General features: G+C 59.0%; 22 protein-coding genes. 13 read left to right on the forward strand and 9 right to left on the reverse strand.

Going from position 1 to position 19103, the window contains the following annotated elements; translation table 11 throughout:
• Nucleotides 1-2: 2 nt before the first annotated feature.
• Nucleotides 3-1172 (reverse strand): AI-2E family transporter, encoded by a 1170-nt coding sequence (locus ACQZ6F_RS14115; protein ID WP_449093596.1) that lies wholly within the window; start codon nucleotides 1170-1172, stop codon nucleotides 3-5.
• A gap of 101 nt (nucleotides 1173-1273) precedes the next feature.
• Nucleotides 1274-2140 (reverse strand): VOC family protein, encoded by an 867-nt coding sequence (locus ACQZ6F_RS14120; RefSeq protein ID WP_449093595.1) that lies wholly within the window; start codon nucleotides 2138-2140, stop codon nucleotides 1274-1276.
• A gap of 314 nt (nucleotides 2141-2454) precedes the next feature.
• On the opposite strand from ACQZ6F_RS14120, the gene trhA reads away from it, so the two are divergent.
• Nucleotides 2455-3123 carry a PAQR family membrane homeostasis protein TrhA gene (gene trhA / locus ACQZ6F_RS14125; RefSeq protein WP_449093594.1) on the forward strand — a complete coding sequence of 223 codons (669 nt, stop codon included), beginning with the start codon at nucleotides 2455-2457 and terminating at the stop codon, nucleotides 3121-3123.
• On the opposite strand, the gene ACQZ6F_RS14130 is transcribed toward trhA, so the two are convergent.
• The gene (locus tag ACQZ6F_RS14130) at nucleotides 3098-3613 is read right to left on the reverse strand and encodes a hypothetical protein (protein ID WP_449093593.1); all 516 of its coding nucleotides are present in this window, start codon (nucleotides 3611-3613) and stop codon (nucleotides 3098-3100) included. The two genes, trhA and ACQZ6F_RS14130, sit on opposite strands and share 26 nt — an antisense overlap.
• 345 nt (nucleotides 3614-3958) lie before the next feature.
• Here ACQZ6F_RS14130 and ACQZ6F_RS14135 point away from each other — a divergent pair, with 345 nt between their 5' ends.
• From ACQZ6F_RS14135 to ACQZ6F_RS14170, 8 genes are all read left to right on the forward strand, one after another.
• Complete coding sequence (locus ACQZ6F_RS14135) at nucleotides 3959-6334, forward strand: putative monovalent cation/H+ antiporter subunit A (protein WP_449093709.1); 2376 nt, start codon at nucleotides 3959-3961, stop codon at nucleotides 6332-6334.
• A complete protein-coding gene (locus ACQZ6F_RS14140; RefSeq protein ID WP_077472641.1) occupies nucleotides 6331-6750 on the forward strand; it encodes a Na+/H+ antiporter subunit B in 420 nt (139 codons plus the stop codon). The genes ACQZ6F_RS14135 and ACQZ6F_RS14140 overlap by 4 nt, the downstream gene beginning before the upstream one ends.
• Nucleotides 6750-7127: a Na+/H+ antiporter subunit C gene (locus tag ACQZ6F_RS14145; protein WP_077472640.1), complete on the forward strand. Its 378-nt coding sequence runs from the start codon at nucleotides 6750-6752 to the stop codon at nucleotides 7125-7127. The genes ACQZ6F_RS14140 and ACQZ6F_RS14145 overlap by 1 nt, the downstream gene beginning before the upstream one ends.
• Nucleotides 7128-7131: 4 nt before the next feature.
• The gene (locus ACQZ6F_RS14150; protein ID WP_449093592.1) at nucleotides 7132-8697 is read left to right on the forward strand and encodes a Na+/H+ antiporter subunit D; all 1566 of its coding nucleotides are present in this window, start codon (nucleotides 7132-7134) and stop codon (nucleotides 8695-8697) included.
• Nucleotides 8694-9167, forward strand: coding sequence for a Na+/H+ antiporter subunit E (locus ACQZ6F_RS14155; RefSeq protein WP_449093591.1), 474 nt, complete (start codon nucleotides 8694-8696; stop codon nucleotides 9165-9167). Before ACQZ6F_RS14150 ends, ACQZ6F_RS14155 begins: the two co-directional genes overlap by 4 nt.
• Nucleotides 9164-9541 (forward strand): cation:proton antiporter, encoded by a 378-nt coding sequence (locus ACQZ6F_RS14160; RefSeq protein ID WP_077472637.1) that lies wholly within the window; start codon nucleotides 9164-9166, stop codon nucleotides 9539-9541. The genes ACQZ6F_RS14155 and ACQZ6F_RS14160 overlap by 4 nt, the downstream gene beginning before the upstream one ends.
• Nucleotides 9541-9906 carry a monovalent cation/H(+) antiporter subunit G gene (gene mnhG / locus ACQZ6F_RS14165; protein ID WP_449093590.1) on the forward strand — a complete coding sequence of 122 codons (366 nt, stop codon included), beginning with the start codon at nucleotides 9541-9543 and terminating at the stop codon, nucleotides 9904-9906. The genes ACQZ6F_RS14160 and mnhG overlap by 1 nt, the downstream gene beginning before the upstream one ends.
• Nucleotides 9907-10433: 527 nt before the next feature.
• The gene (locus tag ACQZ6F_RS14170) at nucleotides 10434-10865 is read left to right on the forward strand and encodes a Ros/MucR family transcriptional regulator (RefSeq protein WP_068387651.1); all 432 of its coding nucleotides are present in this window, start codon (nucleotides 10434-10436) and stop codon (nucleotides 10863-10865) included.
• Nucleotides 10866-11034: 169 nt separating this feature from the next.
• Here the strand turns inward: ACQZ6F_RS14170 and ACQZ6F_RS14175 are convergent, their stop codons facing one another.
• Entirely contained in the window at nucleotides 11035-11457 is a 423-nt protein-coding gene (locus ACQZ6F_RS14175) for a SufE family protein (protein ID WP_449093589.1), read from the reverse strand.
• A 130-nt stretch (nucleotides 11458-11587) separates the two neighbouring features.
• The gene (locus ACQZ6F_RS14180) at nucleotides 11588-12052 is read right to left on the reverse strand and encodes a DUF5330 domain-containing protein (protein WP_449093588.1); all 465 of its coding nucleotides are present in this window, start codon (nucleotides 12050-12052) and stop codon (nucleotides 11588-11590) included.
• A 470-nt stretch (nucleotides 12053-12522) separates the two neighbouring features.
• On the opposite strand from ACQZ6F_RS14180, the gene ACQZ6F_RS14185 reads away from it, so the two are divergent.
• Genes ACQZ6F_RS14185 through ACQZ6F_RS14195 form a run of 3 tightly spaced genes read left to right on the forward strand, consistent with a single transcriptional unit; the run spans nucleotide 12523 to nucleotide 15454 of the window.
• Nucleotides 12523-14058: a sensor histidine kinase gene (locus ACQZ6F_RS14185; protein WP_449093587.1), complete on the forward strand. Its 1536-nt coding sequence runs from the start codon at nucleotides 12523-12525 to the stop codon at nucleotides 14056-14058.
• Nucleotides 14030-15046 carry a peptidoglycan-binding domain-containing protein gene (locus ACQZ6F_RS14190; protein ID WP_449093586.1) on the forward strand — a complete coding sequence of 339 codons (1017 nt, stop codon included), beginning with the start codon at nucleotides 14030-14032 and terminating at the stop codon, nucleotides 15044-15046. Before ACQZ6F_RS14185 ends, ACQZ6F_RS14190 begins: the two co-directional genes overlap by 29 nt.
• 48 nt (nucleotides 15047-15094) lie before the next feature.
• Entirely contained in the window at nucleotides 15095-15454 is a 360-nt protein-coding gene (locus ACQZ6F_RS14195) for a DUF1491 family protein (RefSeq protein WP_449093585.1), read from the forward strand.
• Between the two features lie 7 nt (nucleotides 15455-15461).
• On the opposite strand, the gene ACQZ6F_RS14200 is transcribed toward ACQZ6F_RS14195, so the two are convergent.
• Nucleotides 15462-16469 carry a DUF2336 domain-containing protein gene (locus tag ACQZ6F_RS14200; RefSeq protein ID WP_449093584.1) on the reverse strand — a complete coding sequence of 336 codons (1008 nt, stop codon included), beginning with the start codon at nucleotides 16467-16469 and terminating at the stop codon, nucleotides 15462-15464.
• A gap of 445 nt (nucleotides 16470-16914) precedes the next feature.
• Nucleotides 16915-17121, reverse strand: a complete 207-nt coding sequence (locus tag ACQZ6F_RS14205) for a hypothetical protein (protein ID WP_068385381.1) — start codon at nucleotides 17119-17121, stop codon at nucleotides 16915-16917.
• A 522-nt stretch (nucleotides 17122-17643) separates the two neighbouring features.
• Between ACQZ6F_RS14205 and ACQZ6F_RS14210 the strand changes: the two genes are divergently transcribed.
• A complete protein-coding gene (locus tag ACQZ6F_RS14210; RefSeq protein WP_169055455.1) occupies nucleotides 17644-17811 on the forward strand; it encodes a hypothetical protein in 168 nt (55 codons plus the stop codon).
• Nucleotides 17812-17924: 113 nt separating this feature from the next.
• Here the strand turns inward: ACQZ6F_RS14210 and ACQZ6F_RS14215 are convergent, their stop codons facing one another.
• Together ACQZ6F_RS14215 and ACQZ6F_RS14220 are read right to left on the reverse strand one after the other, a co-directional pair.
• Complete coding sequence (locus ACQZ6F_RS14215) at nucleotides 17925-18473, reverse strand: DUF1254 domain-containing protein (protein WP_449093583.1); 549 nt, start codon at nucleotides 18471-18473, stop codon at nucleotides 17925-17927.
• On the reverse strand, nucleotides 18466-19053 hold the full coding sequence (locus tag ACQZ6F_RS14220; RefSeq protein ID WP_077472630.1) for a DUF1214 domain-containing protein: 588 nt from the start codon (nucleotides 19051-19053) through the stop codon (nucleotides 18466-18468). Before ACQZ6F_RS14220 ends, ACQZ6F_RS14215 begins: the two co-directional genes overlap by 8 nt.
• Between the last annotated feature and the right edge of the window lie 50 nt (nucleotides 19054-19103).

A 19103-nucleotide genomic window follows, 5' to 3' on the forward strand; every position in this document is an offset into this window, starting at 1 on the left:
CCTCAGCCGGGCAGTTGCGGCTGGACCTTTTCCTCGATGAAAAGCTCGTTGATGACCGTCATGACGATCAGCGACAGCGGCAGCGCCAGCATGGCGCCGACGGCTCCCCACATCCATGTCCAGAAGATGATGGCGAAGAAAACGACAAAGGGATTGAGTTCCCATTGCCGGCCCATGATCGCCGGAAAGACCAGGTTTTCCACGGCCAAATGCACCGCAAAGAAGACAATGGCGGGGGCGAGTGCGATGACGATGTCCGAATGCGTAATGATCCCGGCAATCGCCAGCGCGATCGTCATCGTCGTGACGCCGAGGAACGGGATGAAGCTGGCAACGAAGGCGAAGACGCCCCAGAGCACCGGTACGCTCAAGCCGCCGACATAGGCGATGATGGTCATGGCGACGCCGATGCCGGCATAGATCAGCGAAGCCGTGGCGAAGTAGAAGCCGAGCACCTGCTCGACCGCATTGATGATCCGGATCGTCGTCAGTCTCGCCGCCCTGTTGGAAAAGGCCATGATGATCGTCTTGCGCAGGGTGATGCGGCTGGCGAGAAACAACAGCAATGCCGCAAAGAAGATCAGGATTTGAACGATGGCCGGAGTGAGGTTGCTGGAAACGACATGCAGGACGTTGCCGCTGTTTTCCAGCAGGGTGCTGATCGACATGGGGCCGCTCTGGAAGGTTTCCGGCGAAATATGCAGCCATTTGAACCGATCGAGATAAGGCATCAGCCTATCGGAGGTTCGCTGGAAAAAATCAGGAGCTTCCTGCGCCAGCTTTGCCAGCGGTCCCGCCAGCGCATTGATAATCAGGAAGATGGCCAGTGCCACGGCCGACGAGAGAAGGACTGCATTGAGGACGCGTGGCACGCCGAGCTTGCTGAGTTTCTCCGCCGCCAGGCCGAGGATCATGCCGACCACGACAGCCAGTGTCACTGGAATGAGGATGATCGACATCATGTAGACGCCGGCAAGCGCGAGAATGAGGAAGATGCCGATGGTCGCCCAGGACGCGGCGACTTGAAGCTGGCCCCTTGGTGTATCACCCGCGAGTTCGGCAGCAGCCACGTCGTTACCGAAGGCCTGGGAGATGTTTCTCCCGGTACTCGAGTTGCCTTCGCCCGCCGCCGATCCGCGTTGCTGCTTGCCGGCGGCCTTATCAATCTCCATGCCCGTCAAATCCCCGAAGGCACGATCGCCTTGCCACTCAAACGCGAAAGACCCGTTCCGGTTCCGGAACGGGTCTCGATACGTCTGGTGTGTTGGGGGAATCAGGCGATCAGGTTCAGTCCGATGCCCCAGGGATCGCGCAACGAAACGCCGCCATTGCGCTTCTCGGTCTTGATCTCGTGCTGCTCCAGTGCGGCGACAGCATTGTCGAGTGCGGCTTTGTCGTTGAAGCGCAATGTATAGTCTGAGAGGCCGGTCATGTGCTCGGAACGCACGCCAGCACCTCGGCTGTTCCATGTATTGGCGCCGAGATGGTGGTGATAGCCGCCGGTCGCAAGGAAAGTGGCGCCGGGATAGCGCGCGGCCATGACTTTCATGCCGAGAACGTCGCGGTAGAAGGCATTGGCTTCGGCAACGTCGCCGACCTGCAGGTGAATGTGCCCGATGGCCGAACCATCGGCCATGCCGTCCCAGCGATCCTGCGGCGCGCTTTCATAGAGCGCTTGCAGATCGAGCCGCAGCGTTGCCATCTCCACCGTGCCGTCGCCGTGGAATTTCCACTGGTCGTGCGGCCGGTCGGCATAGATCTCGATGCCGTTGCCCTCGGGGTCGGAAAGATAGATCGCCTCGCTGACGATATGATCCGATGCGCCCTCGAGCACGACGTTATTCTGTGCGGCATGCCGCAGCCAGCGGGCAAGCTCCACGCGGTTCGGCAAAAGGAAGGCGGTGTGAAACAGGCCGGCGGCCGATTGCGGCGCGCGGACCGCAGCCCGGTCCGTCGTTAGGGTTAGCAGGGGCTGGCCGGCGACACCCAAGACTTCGCCGCTCGCCGTCTTCTCGATCACCTTCAGGCCAAGCATGTCCTGATAGAAGCGCGATACCAATGGCAGGTCGGTGACGACGAGATGCGATTGGCCGACATAGGCAGGGCGTGTCAGTGCGTAGGAGGGGGCAATTTCGGTCATGGGGGTCAGTTCCAACCTCGATACATGTGAAAAAAGGCAACCGGCGTCGGCGGCAAGTAGCCGTCAGTGGCGGGTCGGAGATTTCGCCGGTTGATATGCCTCTTTGATATTCTCGGCCCGCTGTACTTGATACTGTATATGGCGGAATTCGATTGTTCACAGAAGACCAGAAATTGCGGATTGAGCGTTCGCTTCCTGTTGACGAGATGCCTTGGCCGTTCACGAAGATTTATCGAAATGCCCGTTCCGTGCGGTTGCGTCCACCTTGGCGAGGTGCAAGGATCGGGCGGTTACGGAATTGGAACACGCATTATATGGCCGACTACAAGGGCATTCGCTGGGCTTATGACCGGTATGAAGTGATCGCCGACAGCATTGTCAACGGCGTCGGCGTCATATTTGCGCTCATCGGCGCGACCGTGCTGATCTTCTACGCGACCGTCTGGAGCTCCCATGGCGAAATCGCTGCCGCCTGGATCTACAGCATCGGCCTCGTGCTGACCCTGGGCATGTCCTTCACCTATAATCTGTGGCCCGTGTCGCGGACGAAATGGTTTCTCCGGCGTTTCGACCATTCCTTCATCTATGTGCTGATTGCCGCCACCTATACGCCTTTTCTCGAGCGTGGTGCCGAGGATCCGCTGCTGTTTGCCATGTTGATAGCGGTCTGGGTTTTCGCGGCCTTCGGCATCGTGCTGAAATGCCTGTTTCCGGGGCGCTACGATCGGCTGGCGATCCTGCTCTATCTTGCCATGGGCTGGAGCGGCATCGTCGTGGCCAAGCCCGTTTCGACGTATATCCCTTTCGCCTCGATGCTGCTGATCGTCATCGGCGGGGTGATCTACTCGCTCGGCGTCATCTTTCACGTATGGGAAAAGCTGCGCTTCCAGAATGCCATCTGGCACGGCTTCGTGGTTGCCGCCGCCGCCGTGCACTATTCGGCGGTGCTCACATGTTTCAGCCTGTCACCGGAAGGTTTTTGACGATCTGCGCTGTCGGCGTGCACTTCTTCGTCGACCGCAGGCTGCGCGCCAGACGCATGACGATGACGTCGTAGCGCTGCATGTCCGCCTTTGAATAATCCATCTGGAAGAACGCGGCTCCGCCGTTGCAAAGCGCCACGCCGCGAACATAGACGATGCGGCCCTGTTTCGTGCCTGAAAAGCTGATGCCACGCGAAGTTGATTTGGAATAGGAGATCTTCCAGCCCTGATCCTTGGCCAGCGCGACACGCACATTCGCTTCCGTCGTGAAGTCGCCATTGGCGACCGCTGTGCCGAAAACCTGCAGCATCGCGGATCGGTCCGCTGGTGACAGCGCAAGGCGATTGAGGTCGTCGGATGGTGCCGAAAGATGGAAGTCCGACGGCAACTCGATCGCATAACCGAAGCCCGCATTGTCATAGGACCACCAGTCAGCAGCAAATGCCGAGGTGGGGCAAAGAAGCAGGAGGGCGATCAGACGCGCGAGCATTGCGGTTTCCGGGAGGCGGGTGCTGCAAACCGATCAAGAATAGCCCTATTTTCCATAGGAATTCCATAGCGATTTAGGAAATGCGTGTAAATTAGCTCAAATTCGTTACAGCTTCATTGCGAGCCATGCAGAAATGGCGGTTTAGCCGGCTGGTATTTGTAGTTGTGATGTCGCGGTGGCGAAAAAGCTTGCAACCTTCGTCATCAGTTCCGCGGAAAACCGATTTTAGTGGTTTACGTCCGGTTTTCTCTCGCCGGGGCTTGAGAGGGGCCACCCTTTCGCCTATCCCTGCACCCTAGCTCCGGTTTTGCCGGATTCCGCATGATGATTCAGCAGGGGGAAGGCATGGCCGGTGTCACGGGCCTGACATTCCTGGCTCTATGTCTGCCCTTTTTCGGTGCGCTGATCGCGCCCGTTATCGTTCGCCGATTTGGCCATAATGCAGCTTGGCCGCTGTCGCTGCTGCCCGCGCTCGCTTTTCTCCATTTTGCCGGGTTTCTACCCGAGATTGCTTCAGGGCAGGCTGTTGAGGGTGGCCTCGACTGGGTGCCAAGCCTGGGCTTGCGTTTTTCCTGGCTGCTCGATGGCCTTTCGCTGACCTTTGCTCTGCTCATTACCGGCATCGGCACGCTGATTATCCTCTACACAGGAGGTTATCTGAAGGGGCATGCGGATCTCGGGCGCTTCTTCTCCTTCATGTTCCTGTTCATGGGCTCGATGCTCGGCCTTGTTGTCTCCGATAGTTTCTTGACGCTGTTCGTCTTCTGGGAGCTGACGTCGATCACCTCTTTCCTGCTGATCGGCTTCGACCATCAGCGGGAAGCGTCGCGCCGGGCGGCACTGCAGGCCCTGGTGGTTACCGGCGGTGGTGGTTTGGTGTTGCTGGCGGGCCTGCTGCTGATCTGGCAGATCACCGGCATCGCCTCCATGTCCGAACTGCTGCAATCCGGCGACACCCTACGTACAAGCCCGCTCTATCTCTCCGCCTTGATCCTGGTGCTCGGCGGCGCTTTCACCAAATCGGCGCAGTTTCCGTTTCACTTCTGGCTGCCGAACGCCATGGAAGCGCCGACCCCCGTTTCGGCCTATCTGCATTCGGCGACGATGGTGAAGGCGGGTGTCTACCTGCTGATGCGGCTCAATCCTGTCATGGGCGATACCGTGGCGTGGCAGACGATCCTTCCGATTTTCGGCGCCGCGACGCTGCTGGTCGGAACCTTGCTGGCGATCCGTCAGACCGACTTGAAGCTGAAGCTCGCCTATACGACGGTTTCTTCGCTCGGCCTGCTCGTGTTGCTCACCGGTTTCGGCACGGACTATGCCATCGAGGCCGCCGTACTTTATCTGGCGGCGCATTCGCTGTTCAAGGGCGCTCTGTTCATGGTCGCCGGCATTGTCGATCATGAAACGGGAACGCGCGACATTACCCGTCTGGGCGGTCTGCGCTCCGCAATGCCGCTCACCTTCGCCGCAGCGATTCTTGCTGCCGTCTCGATGGGCGGCCTGCCGCCTGCCTTCGGCTTTCTCGCCAAGGAGGAGATCTATGTGGCATTGGCGCAGGCTTCGCCGTGGGCGATTATCCTGACCGTCATCGCCGTTGTCGGCAACGCGCTGATGTTTGCCATCGCCTTTGCCGTGGCACTCAAACCCTTCGTCGGGTCCCTTACCGAGACGCCACGCCATCCTCACGAGGCGCCGCCATTGCTATGGCTCGGACCGGTGGTGCTCGCCTTGCTCGGTCTCGCTTCGGCGTTGCTCTCGGGATCATGGCACGGATACGTCTCCTCGCCGATGGCCAGTGCTGTCGGCGGCAAGGAGTTGCATATCTCGGTCTCGCTAGTACCGCATATCGGCTTGCCCCTGGCACTCTCGCTCGTCACCGTGCTCATCGGCATCCTCGTCTACTGGCAGCTCGATCGCGCGCGTTTCCTGATGTCGGTGATCTTGCGGAACCTGGGTCCAGGGCCGGATCGCGGTTTCGATGGCTTTATCTCCGGTCTGGTTCGAGTGTCGCACGTTGTCTCGCGCATCCTGCAGCCAGGCCGCCTCGAGATCTATGTAACCGTGACGTTCCTTTGCCTCGCGGCTATGCTGCTGCTTCCGCCCATTTTCCAAGGCGAATTGCCGGCAATCCCTGCCTGGCCGAATTTGCAATGGCATGAGGCGACCATCTTCCTTATCGCCATCATCGGCCTTGCCGCCGTGGTGCTTGCGCGCGACCGGCTGACGGCCATCGTCTCGCTCGGCATTCAAGGCTTTGCTGTCGCCGTCATCTTCCTGCTGTTCGGTGCACCGGATCTGTCCTTCACCCAGTTCATGGTCGAAACCCTTGCGGTCGTGATCCTGGCCATGGTGATGACGCGCCTGCGCCTTTCCGCTTCGGATCGCCGTCCGCCGTTGAAAATGCTCGCCCATGCCCTGATTGCCATCGCCTGCGGTACCGGCTTCGGCCTCCTGTTGCTGAAAGCGACGGAGGCGCCGTTTGATCTGACGCTGACGGCCTTCTTCAATCATTATTCGAAGCTGATCGCCCATGGCGACAATGTCGTCAACGTCATCATCGTTGACTTCCGAGGCACGGATACGCTCGGCGAGATCGCCGTCGTTGCTATAACCGGGCTTGCCATTCTGGCGCTGATCCGCATCCGCGCTGGCGGCGAGCGCAAGCTTGCGGCCAATGATCCCGATCTTGAGGAAAAGATGGAGGCGGAGCGCTCATGAATACGCTGATCTTCCGCACTGCCGCTCCGTTTCTGACGGCCCTGATGCTGCTCTTTTCCGTTTTCGTGCTGTTGCGCGGCCATAACGAACCCGGCGGCGGCTTCATCGGTGGGCTGATCGCAGCCTCTGCCTTTGCGATCTATGGTATCGCCTGCGGTGTGACGGCCGTGCGTCGCGCCATCATCTTTCACCCATTGGCGATTGCCGGCTTTGGCCTGCTGGCAGCCACCGTCGCCGGCTTCGTGTCCGTCTTCTCCGGTGTGCCGTTCATGACCGGGCTGTGGATCTATCCGCACCTGTTCGGCGTCGAGGTACCGCTTTCCACTGTCATGTTCTTCGATATCGGCGTCTATCTGGTCGTCGTCGGCGCCATCACCTCGATCGCGCTTGCGCTTGAAGAGCGGGAGGTCGATTGATGGAGGTCGTCTTCGCCACTCTGGTCGGCCTGTTCTTCGCCGCCGCGATCTATCTGATGCTGTCGAAATTCTCGATCCGCATCATGCTCGGCATCGCGATTCTCGGGAATGCCGTCAACCTGTTACTCTTCACCGCCGGCCGGATAACGCGTGAAGTGCCACCCATAATTCCGCAAGGCCAAAGCACGCTGGATCTGGCTGCGGCCAATCCGCTGCCGCAGGCGCTGATCTTGACGGCGATCGTCATCTCCTTTTCGTTTCTCGCCTTTCTGCTTGTTCTGACCTATCGGGCCTATCAGGACCTCAAGACGGACAATACCGGCGAGATGCGAGTAGCCGAACCAGACGAGCGGCCGCTGCCGCCTTTGGGGTACTGACGACATGGCCGGACCGACCGACATTCCCGTCGATCTCTCTGCCGCGCTGGTGGCGGCACCCGTGCCGCTCGGGCATTGGCTAGTCATCCTGCCGGTCGCCCTGTGCATTTGCCTTGGCGCCATACTCCTGATGTTGCGTAACCGCACGGAATGGCACGCTTGGATCGCTATTCCCGGCCTGCTGCTGCTGGTGCTCATGGACGCCGCCTTGCTTTACAAGGTCGCGAGCGATGGAGCCGTGACGATGGTCATGGGTCGATGGCTGCCACCCTTCGGTATCGCCTTCAGCGTCGATCTCCTCGGCGCTGCCATGGCACTGGCTGCGGCGATCGTTGCGCTCGCGGCCGGCATCTACGCGCTCGGAGAGATCGGCACCAGCGGCCGCCGCTATGGCTTTTTCCCGTTTCTGATGCTGTTGCTGGCCGGCGTCAGCGGCGCCTTCCTCACTGGAGACGTCTTCAATCTCTATGTCTGGTTCGAGGTATTGCTGATTTCGTCCTTCGGCCTGCTGATACTCGGCTCGGAGCGGGAGCAGATCGACGGCGCGTTGAAATATGCGGTGCTGAACCTCATCGCCACCACGCTGTTTCTCGTTTCTGTCGGCTACCTCTATGCCATCTTCGGCACGCTCAACATGGCCGACATCGCGATCAGGGCAAGGGCTGGCGACACCACCGCGCCACTGATGACGCTGGCCGGTCTGTTTCTGCTCGCTTTCGGCATGAAGGCGGCGGCTTTCCCGGTCAATTTCTGGCTTCCCGCCTCCTACCATACGCCGCGTATCACCGTTTCAGCCCTGTTTGCTGGCCTGCTGACCAAGGTCGGCGTCTATGCGCTCATCAGGGTTCTGGTCATGTTGCTGCCGGTCGAGCGCATGGAACTCGGCCCGATGATAACGGTCGTTGCCATCGCCACGATGCTGGCGGGGGTGCTTGGGGCACTCGGCTCGAACGACATCCGCCGTATGCTCGGCTATATCGTCATATCGGGGATCGGCACGATGCTGGCGGGTGTCGCCCTTGGCAGTGCCGATGGCCTCAGCGGAACGCTCTTCTACGCGCTGCACTCCATGGTGCTGATGACGGCGCTCTATCTGCTTGCGGGTGAAGTCGCCCGGCTCGGCGGCAGCTTTTCGCTGACGTCTCTTGGTGGGCTTTACCGGCGGAACGGTTGGTTCGCCGGCCTCTCCTTGGTGCTGTTCTTCGCTGTCAGCGGCCTGCCGCCCTTTTCCGGCTTCTGGCCGAAGGTAGTTCTGGTAAAGGCAGCGCTCTCCACCGGCGCATGGTGGCTTGCCGCCACGATCCTGCTCGCTGGCTTCCTGACCACGATCGTCTTTGGCCGCGTCTTCCTGCTGGCCTATTGGCGACCTGCGACGGATGACACTGCCGTCTCGGCAGAGCCGATCAAGTGGCAGGCAAGCATGCCGCTTCTCGCTCTCACTCTGCTCGTTGTCGCCTTCGGCTTCTTTCCCGAAAGGCTTTTGCAGCTGACCCAGTCTGCCGCGGCTGGTCTTGAACAGCCGACAGCCTATCTGCATTCGGTCTTCCCGCAGGCGGGAGCTAAGCAATGATCCTGTTTGTTCTAAACCTGTTGCTCGCCATCGTCTGGGTCGCCATTACAGGCAGTGCTTCTTTCCTCAATCTGCTGTTCGGTTTCGTCCTCGCGGCGATTGCGCTTGCCATCGTGCGGTCTTCCTATGGCGGAGTGCTTTATCTCGGCCGTGTTCGACGGATCCTTGCACTCTTCTTCCTGTTTCTGGGCGAACTTGCCAAATCCGCCTGGGCGGTCGCCGTTGCGGTCATGAGCCCGAAGATGGATGTGAAGCCCGGGATTTTTGCCTTCCCTTTGACCGTCGATCGCGATTTTGAAATCGCGCTGCTCGCCAATCTCATCACGCTGACGCCGGGCACGCTATCCGTCGACGTTTCTGACGATCGCAAGACCCTGTACGTCCACGCGCTCGATTGCTCCGATCCGGAGACCATCAGGCGCAGCATTGCTGACGGCTTCGAACGCCGGATACTGGAGGCTTTCCGATGATGGCGGCATCCATCGTTTCGGCAGCAGCAATGGTGGCGCTCGGCATTTTGAGCGTCGCATTCCTGTTTACGGTTTATCGTGTGGTCGCCGGCCCGACATTGCCGGACCGAATTGTGGCGCTCGATATGCTGGTGGCAATCGCGATCGGCTTCATCGCCGTCATCGCCATCAAGACCGGCTTCACGCTCTATATCGATATCGCAATTTCGCTGGGGCTCGTCGGTTTTCTCGCCACCGTCGCCTTTGCCCGGTTTGTTCTTACTCAAGCACAATCCGGCACTTCGGCGCGGTCTCCTGCCGAGCGGGAGAATAGTAACGAATCGCTGCGAAAGCGACCGCGCAAGCAAAACCGGCGACAAAAGGGAGGACGGTAATGGATCTGCTTTGGGCCATCCTCGTGGCAGTCATCTTGCTGGCAGGGGCATTGTTCTCGCTCATCGCCGCGATCGGCATCGTCCGCTTGCCTGACCTCTACAGCCGCATGCATGCCGCGTCGAAGGCCGGTACAGTTGGCTCCGGCCTTTTGCTACTTGCGGTCGGTATTCATTCGCAAGACTTCTCGATATTGGCACGATCCTTGGCCGGATTCGTCTTTTTCGTGCTGACCGCACCGATTGCCGCGCATCTTCTCGCACGAGCGGCGCACAAGGCCAGGTATCGACTGACCGAGCCTTCCGTGCGGGACGAATTATTACTTCAAGGGCAAATCGCGAGGCGCGTGTATAGGAAGAAGACCTAACAAACGCAAAGATTGTTAAAGAAGCAATAGCAGTTCGCCTCTTTAGTTATCTGTTTTTTAGTAGATGAATTTTTTGCGAAGAAATGTTGGTATTAAAAACTGGACATTTGGGTAAAGAGTGCTAATTCAGATTCAAGTAGAGTTCTGATGTTGAGTTAGTCTCGGCCGGGTTTAAGCTCTCAATGCTTTTAACTTTCTTGGGGAAAAGCTGAGCAAAACTTTCCTCCGGTTAACGATTGGAGATCACCTCGTGTGGTCGCTAATCCTGACATCAGGCGGCAAGAAGCGGTTTTCTTCGCGTGAAGTCTAGGGGTGGATTTCCTGCGGTATGAAATGTGGCGTTTATCCACCGTTTTTTGCTGATGGCTGCTACGAATACGGGCGATGCGTTTGTGCGGATTGCTCGGCGCTACGGGACTTGGGGATCAGCAGATTTCTGGGCTAGGCGCGGATTACATAGCAACGTTGTGCCTGTGGGCTCTCTGGAGACGCGGCGCAGCAAGCAAGCCGATGAACAGGAGAACACAATGTCAGATACGGCCCTTGGCAATGGGCAGGAGTTACTGGTTGAACTGACCGCCGACATCGTTGCGGCCTATGTCAGCAACCATGTCGTACCGGTCAGCGACCTTCCGAATTTGATTTCCGACGTACATTCCGCCTTGAGCAGCACCTCGGTTCCGGCGCCCGCCGTTACCGTTGTGGAAAAGCAGAAGCCGGCCGTATCTGTCCGTAAATCGGTACAGGATGACCAGATTACGTGCTTGGAATGTGGTGGAAGCTTCAAGTCGCTGAAGCGCCACTTGATGACCCATCATGGTCTTTCGCCCGAAGAGTATCGCGAGAAGTGGGATCTGGCAGCGGATTATCCGATGGTAGCGCCTGCTTACGCGGAAGCGCGTTCCCGCCTTGCGAAGGAAATGGGTCTCGGGCAGCGCCGCAAGCGCGGCAGCCGCTGAGAGTCATGACGCTTGAAGAAAAACCCGGCTTTCGAGCCGGGTTTTGACTATGGCCGCCGGGTAGCGGCCTGGATATGTCATGCGATCGATGGGATCCGCATCGCTGTGCCGTTGATAGTGTTCCGGCGCAGCGCCGAACGAAGGTCTACCAATACTCTTCTGAAATTGTTTAGGCAGGCGCCCTGACGCGCGCTTCTTCACGGATGCGCTTGATCATCGAGCGTAATCCATTGGCGCGCTGCGACGAGAGATGCTCGACCAGACCGATCTTGCCGAAGACGTCGAGCGCATCGAGAGCGGCGATTTCCGAGGCCTGTTTGCCGGAATAGGTGGCAAGCACGATTGCCACCAGCCCGCGGACGATATGCGCGTCGGAATCGCCTTCGAAGGTCAATGTCGGATTTTCGGGATCGCCGGATGCATGCGTGAAAAGCCAGACCTGGCTGGCGCAGCCCTGCACCTTGTTTTCCAGCGTTCGCTTGTCTTCCGGCAGGTCGGGCAGCGCCTTGCCGAGTTCGATCACGTAGCGATAACGATCCTCCCACTCGTCCAGGAAGGCGAAGTCCTCGATGATCTTGTCAAGCGCAGCCATTGTATCTGTCCAGATTATCCATTGAGGATGGATATAAGCGAAACGGCGGGCAATTTGAACCCGCTGCAAAAAAGAACGCCGCTGGCCATACTTGGCTCGCGGCGCATGAGGCGGGCAAGAGTAGAAGGTGTCAGATCCGTGGCCGCGGCATTGGCAACGGCACGGAGGAGGGCAGCCGCACCGTTCCGGTGACGACCACATCGGCGGTCTCGGTGCCGGTCACGCGCTTGGCAGGCATCGGCTGCGTCGTTGCGGCAATCTGTTCCGGGCTTACATGCGCAACTGCGGTGCCGGCAACGGTATTGGAGGACTGGTCCTTGAAGTGGCGGCCGAGCATGTCATAGGCGACCCGGGCGCCGTCACCGACCTGATATCCAAGTGCGGTCAGCGTTTCGCCACCCTTGACGCAGACCTCAGGCTTTTCGGTGCACATGGCGCCGACATATTGAACGACGCCCGAAGCCGCCGAAATCGCATCGGAAACCTGCATGGTTGGTTCGCCGGCCGGCCGAGGCGCGCCATCGGGCTTGGCAAAGATCGGCAGAAACATGAGAACCAGTGAAAACCAGAACCCCGCTCTAATCAGAAACCACATGTCCTTGCCCACCTTCTCTGTCGTTCGGCTCGTTTGCCGATTCGGACTGGTCTGTCCGATGTGGCTTGAACCCTATCCGGCAGAGGACAACATCACTTTTCAAAACTCGGTGGCATTTTCGGCTAATTTGATTCAAATTTTAGCTTTCCAAATTCGCACCGCATTTAGATCAAATTGTAGCGATTGCTGTTAAGCATGTCTCGCCCGATCCTGTTGATACGCAGGCATTTGCGGGCTCTAGCCTTGTCATAAAAGTTAACGCGCGGCGGAAATACGAATAAAATCCGTTGCTTACCCGCTGTTAACCACAAAAAACAAAGGTCAGGCATTCTGCGCCAAAACGGGATTTCGGAGGCTTTTCGGCCGGTCGGCAGGTTCTCTCTTTATTCTTTCCTTAAGTCGCGAAGGCCTATTGTGCAGTCCAATAAGTGACCGTTTTGACGGGTTGTAGTGTGCGCGTATTGAGTAAAATGGCTGTTGGGGCTGTAGCCTTCGTGGACCGGGTGAGCGGAAGCTGGCTCTCCGGGACGAACGGGAATGGCGAGGTCCCTGCGCAGGAGTTGGCGATCCTGCGCCGGCTTGCGCTTGCCTCCTCCGTCGCACTTTTTGCGGTTCCTGCCGGGCTCTCCTTGGTCACCAGTCCGGCCGTGGCATTGCCTGCCGGTGTGGCCACGGTTTGCGCTGCTTTCCTGTTTTCGGCCGTCGGCAGCATTGCGTTGACACGCCAGCGCCCAGCTTCCCATGCTGCGGACGCCATCGTCGTCGAACATCGCGATCTGATGCTGCAAGCCGCCTTCGGCATGGTGTTGCTGCTTGATCCGCAGGGAAACGTGACCACCGTCGGCGGTCGCGACCGGGCGGAGTTTCTGAGCTGGATGCGCGATCCGACGGGCCGCGGCCTGATCGAGCAGATTCATGTGTCTGACAGGATCGTGTTCCTGCAGGCAATCGACGTTCTTCGTCAGGGCAGAGATGCGATCTGCGTCGATCTGCGCCTGGAACGATCCGCCGTCATCGGTTGTGACGAGCAATTCGTCCATGTTCGTGTGGAACTGACCGCCCGCCGCGATGGCGAGGGCCGGTTGACAGGCATTGTCAGCCAATTGCGCGATATTTCGCAGGATCAGCAGCTCCGTGAAGACGCCGCTCGCAAAACAGCTGAGGCGGAATCGGCGAATGATGCCAAGTCGCGCTTCCTGGCGGCCGTCAGCCATGAACTGCGCACACCGCTCAATGCGATCCTCGGCTTTTCCGATATTCTCAGCGGCGAATATTTCGGCAAGCTGGAAAACAACCGGCAGCGCGAATATGTCGGCCTGATTCGCCAGTCCGGCGCCCACCTTCTGTCGGTGGTCAATACCATGCTCGACATGAGCAAGATCGAAGCTGGACGCTATGAACTGCTGATGGAATCCTTCTCGATCGAAGATTCCATTGCGACATGCGAGGCAATGCTGGCCTTACAGGCGAAGGAAAAGGGCCTGACCCTTTCCAGCCGCGTTCAACGCGGCCTGGGCGAGATCGTTGCCGATCAGCGTGCGCTTCAGCAGGTCCTGATCAACCTTGTCGGCAATGCCATCAAGTTCACCGATGCCGGTGGCGCGGTCACCGTCGATGCGGCATTGACCGATGGAATGCTGAAGCTCTCGGTTGGCGATACCGGCATCGGCATCGCCAGCGAGCTGCTGGCCTCTCTGGGCCAGCCTTTCGTGCAGATCCAGAACGATTACACCCGCCGCTACGCCGGCACCGGCCTTGGTCTGTCGCTCGTCAAGGGGCTGGTAGCCCTGCATGGCGGCAGCTTCTCGATCGCCAGTGCTCCGGGCGAGGGCACGGTGATCACGATTCTTATTCCGATCGATGGTTCGGGCGTCTTGGCTGTGGAGCAGCCTGCGGATGTCAATCGCCCTGTCGATTTTCCGCCGCGCCTGAAACATACTGCGGAGATGAGTGAAGGGCGAAAAGAGGAAGGGATGAATGGCCCCGCAAAAGCGAAAATCGCCTAAGGGAAGAGGCAAGGGCAAGCGCAAGCAGCCTGGGCTGGCTTCTCGCGGAGCGGTCGCCCTGGGCAGCCTCAGCCTGCGCGGAGGCACCGCGCTGGGTGGTCTTGGCCTTCGTGGAGCGGGCGCCTTTGCGGGGTTGATCGGCGGCGCCGTGGGCCGGCATCCGGCGATTGCCGGCGGCGTTGCTCTCTTTCTCGGAGTTTTCGGCTTCGTCACCGCCAATGCGCTCTGGTATCAGACGGGCGCGCATCCATCGCCTTTGCTGCGCACTCGTGACCCCGGCGCTCCCTATCAGATCCCCGGCCGCAAAGCCTTCCTGCATGCACAGCAGACCGACGCCGGCAACGTCACGACCTTCCGTATCGAGCGGCAGGATTCGGTCACCGCCGCGGCACCATCGGCCAATCCCGCCGTTGCACAGTCCGCCGCGCCCTCGAAGCTGGTTGCCGATGTGCAGGCCGAGCTCATTCGTCATGGCCTCTATGACGGTGCTGCGGACGGCGTGCCGGGCTCGCGCACATCAGCCGCTATTCTCTTCTTTCAGGAAGCGTCAGGCCTGACGCAGACGGGTGCCCCGACGCCTGAGCTTCTCGCCACCCTCAAGGCCAGTAATGCCGCTGATTTCGCTCCGGCTGCAGGTGGCAGGGCGAGTGCCCCAGTCGTTCCCGCACAACGCCCTATCAATGTCTCTGCTACGGCGGAGGCCATCGATCCGGTTGCCGCGGCCATCCAGAGCGCCGAGAAGAACATGAGGACCGGCACCGTCGTGGCAAAGGCCACGCCGAACGATGCGGTCAACACGGTGAATATGGTCATGCAGATCCAGAAGGGACTGAGCAATATCGCCTATAGCAATGTCAGCGTCGACGGGGTTGCTGGCGAACAGACGAAAGCGGCCATCCGCCGCTTCCAGAAGCATTATCGTCTGCCGGAGACCGGCGAGCCGAACATGGCCGTGCTGAAGAAGCTGCAGGATATCGGCGCGCTTTAATCCATCGCTTCAATTGCCTCGCAGGCCGCTCGCCGCTATAGCTCGGCCATGAGATTGCGCAGCGACATCTTTGTTTCCGCCATGACCCGCCGTCTGTTTGCCCGGGGCGACTTCGCTGCCATCGAACGAAAGGGCGAGGAGCAGGCAGGTGCTATCTTCATCCGCCAGCGCTTCCGCGACGGACTGGAAACCCTCTATGCTCCGGCGCCGCAAAGTTTATTCGACGGTGAGCGGGATGAAGGGCGGTTGTTCGAGATTAGGGTCGACCGCCAGGAGCCGGCCGAGATCCGCAAAGTCCTCGATCGCGAAGTGAAATTCGATCCGGATTTGTGGGTCATCGAGCTGGAGACGGACGATTTAGCCGAAATCGTCCCTTTGGCCGGTTTACGCGCCAATCCGCTGGATTAACCCGTCTCTATCGCCGGTTTGCCACGCGCAATTCGCGGATCGAACCGGACTTGGCGCCGAACAATTGTGTAGCCGGGCGCTCTGCCGGCTTTTCCTTCGGAAGATAGGTGTAGCTGTCGGCACGGCGCCATGCTTCGACGCGAGCCTGGCTCTCTTCCGCATCGATGCCGTCGAGCACCAGCCATGCGCGGCTGACGCTGCCGTGCCGTTCGGTCAGGTGCGGATAGAAGCGCTCCAGCGAATAGACGGCGTCCGCAATACCCATGCCGAGGCTGACCAAAGTTACGGCGAGTTGTTGGCCCGATGTATCGAGCAGGATGCGTTCTGCAAGCCAATGGCTCGATGAAAGCGCGTCGGCAAGAGTGGTGGCAAATTGCAGCGCATCGCGTTCCCTGGCGAAACGGACGAGCAGGGCCTCCTGCGTTTCGCTGAGGCTGCGCAGGCCGAGACGGTCTTTTTCGTCGCGAGCCAGATGGCGTGCGGCCTGCTTGATCTGCAGGCGCAAGGCTTCCTCGCGCGACAGCCGCTCATGGTCCGTCGTATCGGATTTTGGCGGAAGTGCATTCGCCGATATTTGCGGGTCCATCATGCCGCGATCTGGTTCAGCCTGATGCAGGCCGACGAGCGCGTCGATGACCTTTGGCGACAGTGAGGGCCTGCTGACGATTGCCCGTGCGTGGGCAGCGCCTTGCGTGCGGGCAATGGTGATCAGCGTATCGTCGTCGATCGCCTGTGAACTTGTGAGGAAAGGGGCAGCAATGGCAATCGGCTGGCAACCGATGAACAGGGCTACGGCCTGCGGCACTGTCGGGCATTGGGAGAGGGCGGCCACGGCCTGCCGCTTTGCCTCGTCGGAGGAGGCCTGGAACACCGGCGTAAAGAGCTCGGCAAATTGGCGAAGTTCCGATTTGGAGGGATGCCCCATGCCTTCGAAACTGGTGATCGTCGCCATCAGAACCACGTCTTTCTTACGGACTGTCGCAGGCTCTTCAAGGTCTCGAAACCGGTCACGCACGCCAACACCCATACTGATACGCAGAACAAAAACGCAGGGAACCTGACCGCCGACCACCACACCTCTTTTCGGTCGTGCCGCAAGACCCTTTTAATGTCAGGGGCGTCTTTGGCGGCGGTTGTCGAAACGGGTATGGACACAGTCGTCCTTATCTGGCTTTCACCGAAGACTAAGGCCGGCACGGTTAATGGTTCGTGAAAACTTTATTAAAATCCGAATAAAAATTGCGCGTTAAGCTTGCGCGATGGCTGAGGCCGAATTTTTGCCGGATGATATGCGGGCTAGGGGATGACGCCTGTCATAAACCATCTATCGCCGCAGGAGTGGCGATGTGAATACTCAACTTATGAGCGTTCCTGCTGCGCATCCGGCTGTAAACCAAGTGAATGCCGTCCGAAGCGGTACATCGGACATCAGTTAAGCCTGGCGTGTGAATGGAGCTGCTCTAGATGCCTCTATGCTCGCGCAGTGCTGCGAGCAGCTTTTCCGACGTATTGTAGCCGGATTGAAAAAGGCCCAACGCTGCCGTTGCCGCGAACTGGGCCTCGGTGCTTTTTATATCGATCCGCTTCTCCAGGCACCACTCATCAAGCGCGCCGCGCAGGACTATGACATCCTCTGGAGAGAAGACGGAATTACCCGCCGCAAACATTAGCCACCCTCGATTTCCGACCTTACAATACGTTAATTTTTCGTGAGCGCAAATAATAATTGCGTGACTCTTTTCTGCAACGCGGCTGTTTGCAATATATTCGCCAGCGGCGCCATCTGTTCACCTAAGAATATGATATTGCTTGATTTCACGGCGAATTTGATTCCGACGATTTTTTCGCGGCTCGTGAAACCAAAGCCATAGTCGAAGCGTTAATAGTGCATGACGACTCATGCCAAGGATGACGTGCGACGAGGATTAGCATTCTGTTAACTGCAATATGGCTGAATCCCGGTGAAAGCAGCGATTAGCAGACTGTAGTCGATAGCAGAGAAAGCATGGAAGCCGGCATCGGCGCCCATGCCGCGGTGTCCGGGAAATGCCGTGAGAAGGCGTGAATGCTCCTTGTCTCAGCCAAAAGAAATAGGCCTGATACAAGGGGAAACGCTAGCCCGCTTCAACAACGGGCAGGGTGAAATCAGTCGCAAGTTCATCCGTCTCGAGACGTAAATGGAGACGAGCATGGCAAAGGTAATATCACTTTCGGACTGGCGATTACGCCAGCCGCCGCGCGCCCAGAAGGAGCCGGTGGAAGCAAGAATACTTCTGTTTACCGGTGTGCGCTATGAGCACCTCGATACCCCGACGCACCGTCCGGGAGCAGGCCCCAAGCGGGCTAAAGGCAAGTAATACAGCCGGCTGAGACGCCTGGATGCATCAGGTCTGCATCCACTGGTTGCCGGAAATGACCTGTGGTGCCCGCATTGCGGTGCCTTTGGGCTTGAGCATTGTCACGGGCCAACTCAATCAACGCCGAATTCGTCGCATCCGGCCTGCGACAGGAATTCCTTGGCCGCATCGTCAAAGCTCGCCTGTGGCGCCATCGTGTGCAACACGGCATAGCCCTGGGCATGTGGTACTTCCACCAGGATCGATTGTGCAAGAGCAGGCGGCAGGGCCTTGCGTATGCCTGTCAGCTGGACGGGAGAGGCAAGCAGCAGATCGAGCGTGCCGCCGACGGATGTGCGGTCGCTCATGCTGAATACCTCATTAGATGCGGCGTCATAGACGGCGAGCGACCAGAACGGCACCTTGCCCTTCGCGGTCAGATGCACTGGCACGTCTTCGATGTCGAATGCGCAGACGGCAGTGCGGATGTAGGGGTCGACGTTGGAAAGCCCTGCATCGTCATCCTTGTTATCAAGCATGTAGAAATGGTTCTCGTCGCCTTCGTCCGAGACGCGGGTATAGGCATCGCGGTCGGAGAAATGCGGTAGCGACAGGATGATGACGATATGCAGAAGTGCGGCGCCGAACAGGCCGGTCAGGATTGCGAAAACGAACCTAAACATTGCCGCACCCGATTTTCTCGAGCTTCGGCATAGTGAGATCAATCAGGCCGGAATTGCTGGCCGCCGGCGAATCCAGCAGCGTCCATACCAGCCGGAAATTGCCGGCAGCGGGCAGGGCAAGCCAGTTGCCCGCGCTGGCATTGGGTGAGACGGTAATGGTGAAGCTTGAATCCGGGTTCCGCAACACAACCCAGGAATTGATCGTTAGGGGGCGTCCGGAAGGGCCTGCAAGCGGCGCACCATCATTGCCGGCGATGAAGAGCGTCCAAAGCCGCGCCGGCGGTGTCTGGCCGCTAATGCGATAGCTGCAATTTGTCGTCAGTCTCCCCCCGGCATCGTCGTCGGAAGCGGTAAACACCAATCCTTCCGCCGTGCCGTAAAGCAGGCGCCCTGCGCGAGCTCGGTGCGATTTGGCATAGGGATCAGCATCCGCCGTCTGCATTTCCGGAAATGCCTGCCAGGCCCCAAGCTTGATCGCGCCGAAGCCGGATGTCACGTTCAAAGCAAAGAGGGTGAACACAATCCCGCCGCCGAAAGCGATCAGCAGCGAAAGCGCAACAAGAAGGGGGACTCGGAACACCCTGGGATCGTCCTCGTGACAAATCGATGTCGATTTATTCCTGATTCTGA

Source organism: Rhizobium sp. A22-96 (assembly GCF_053521805.1).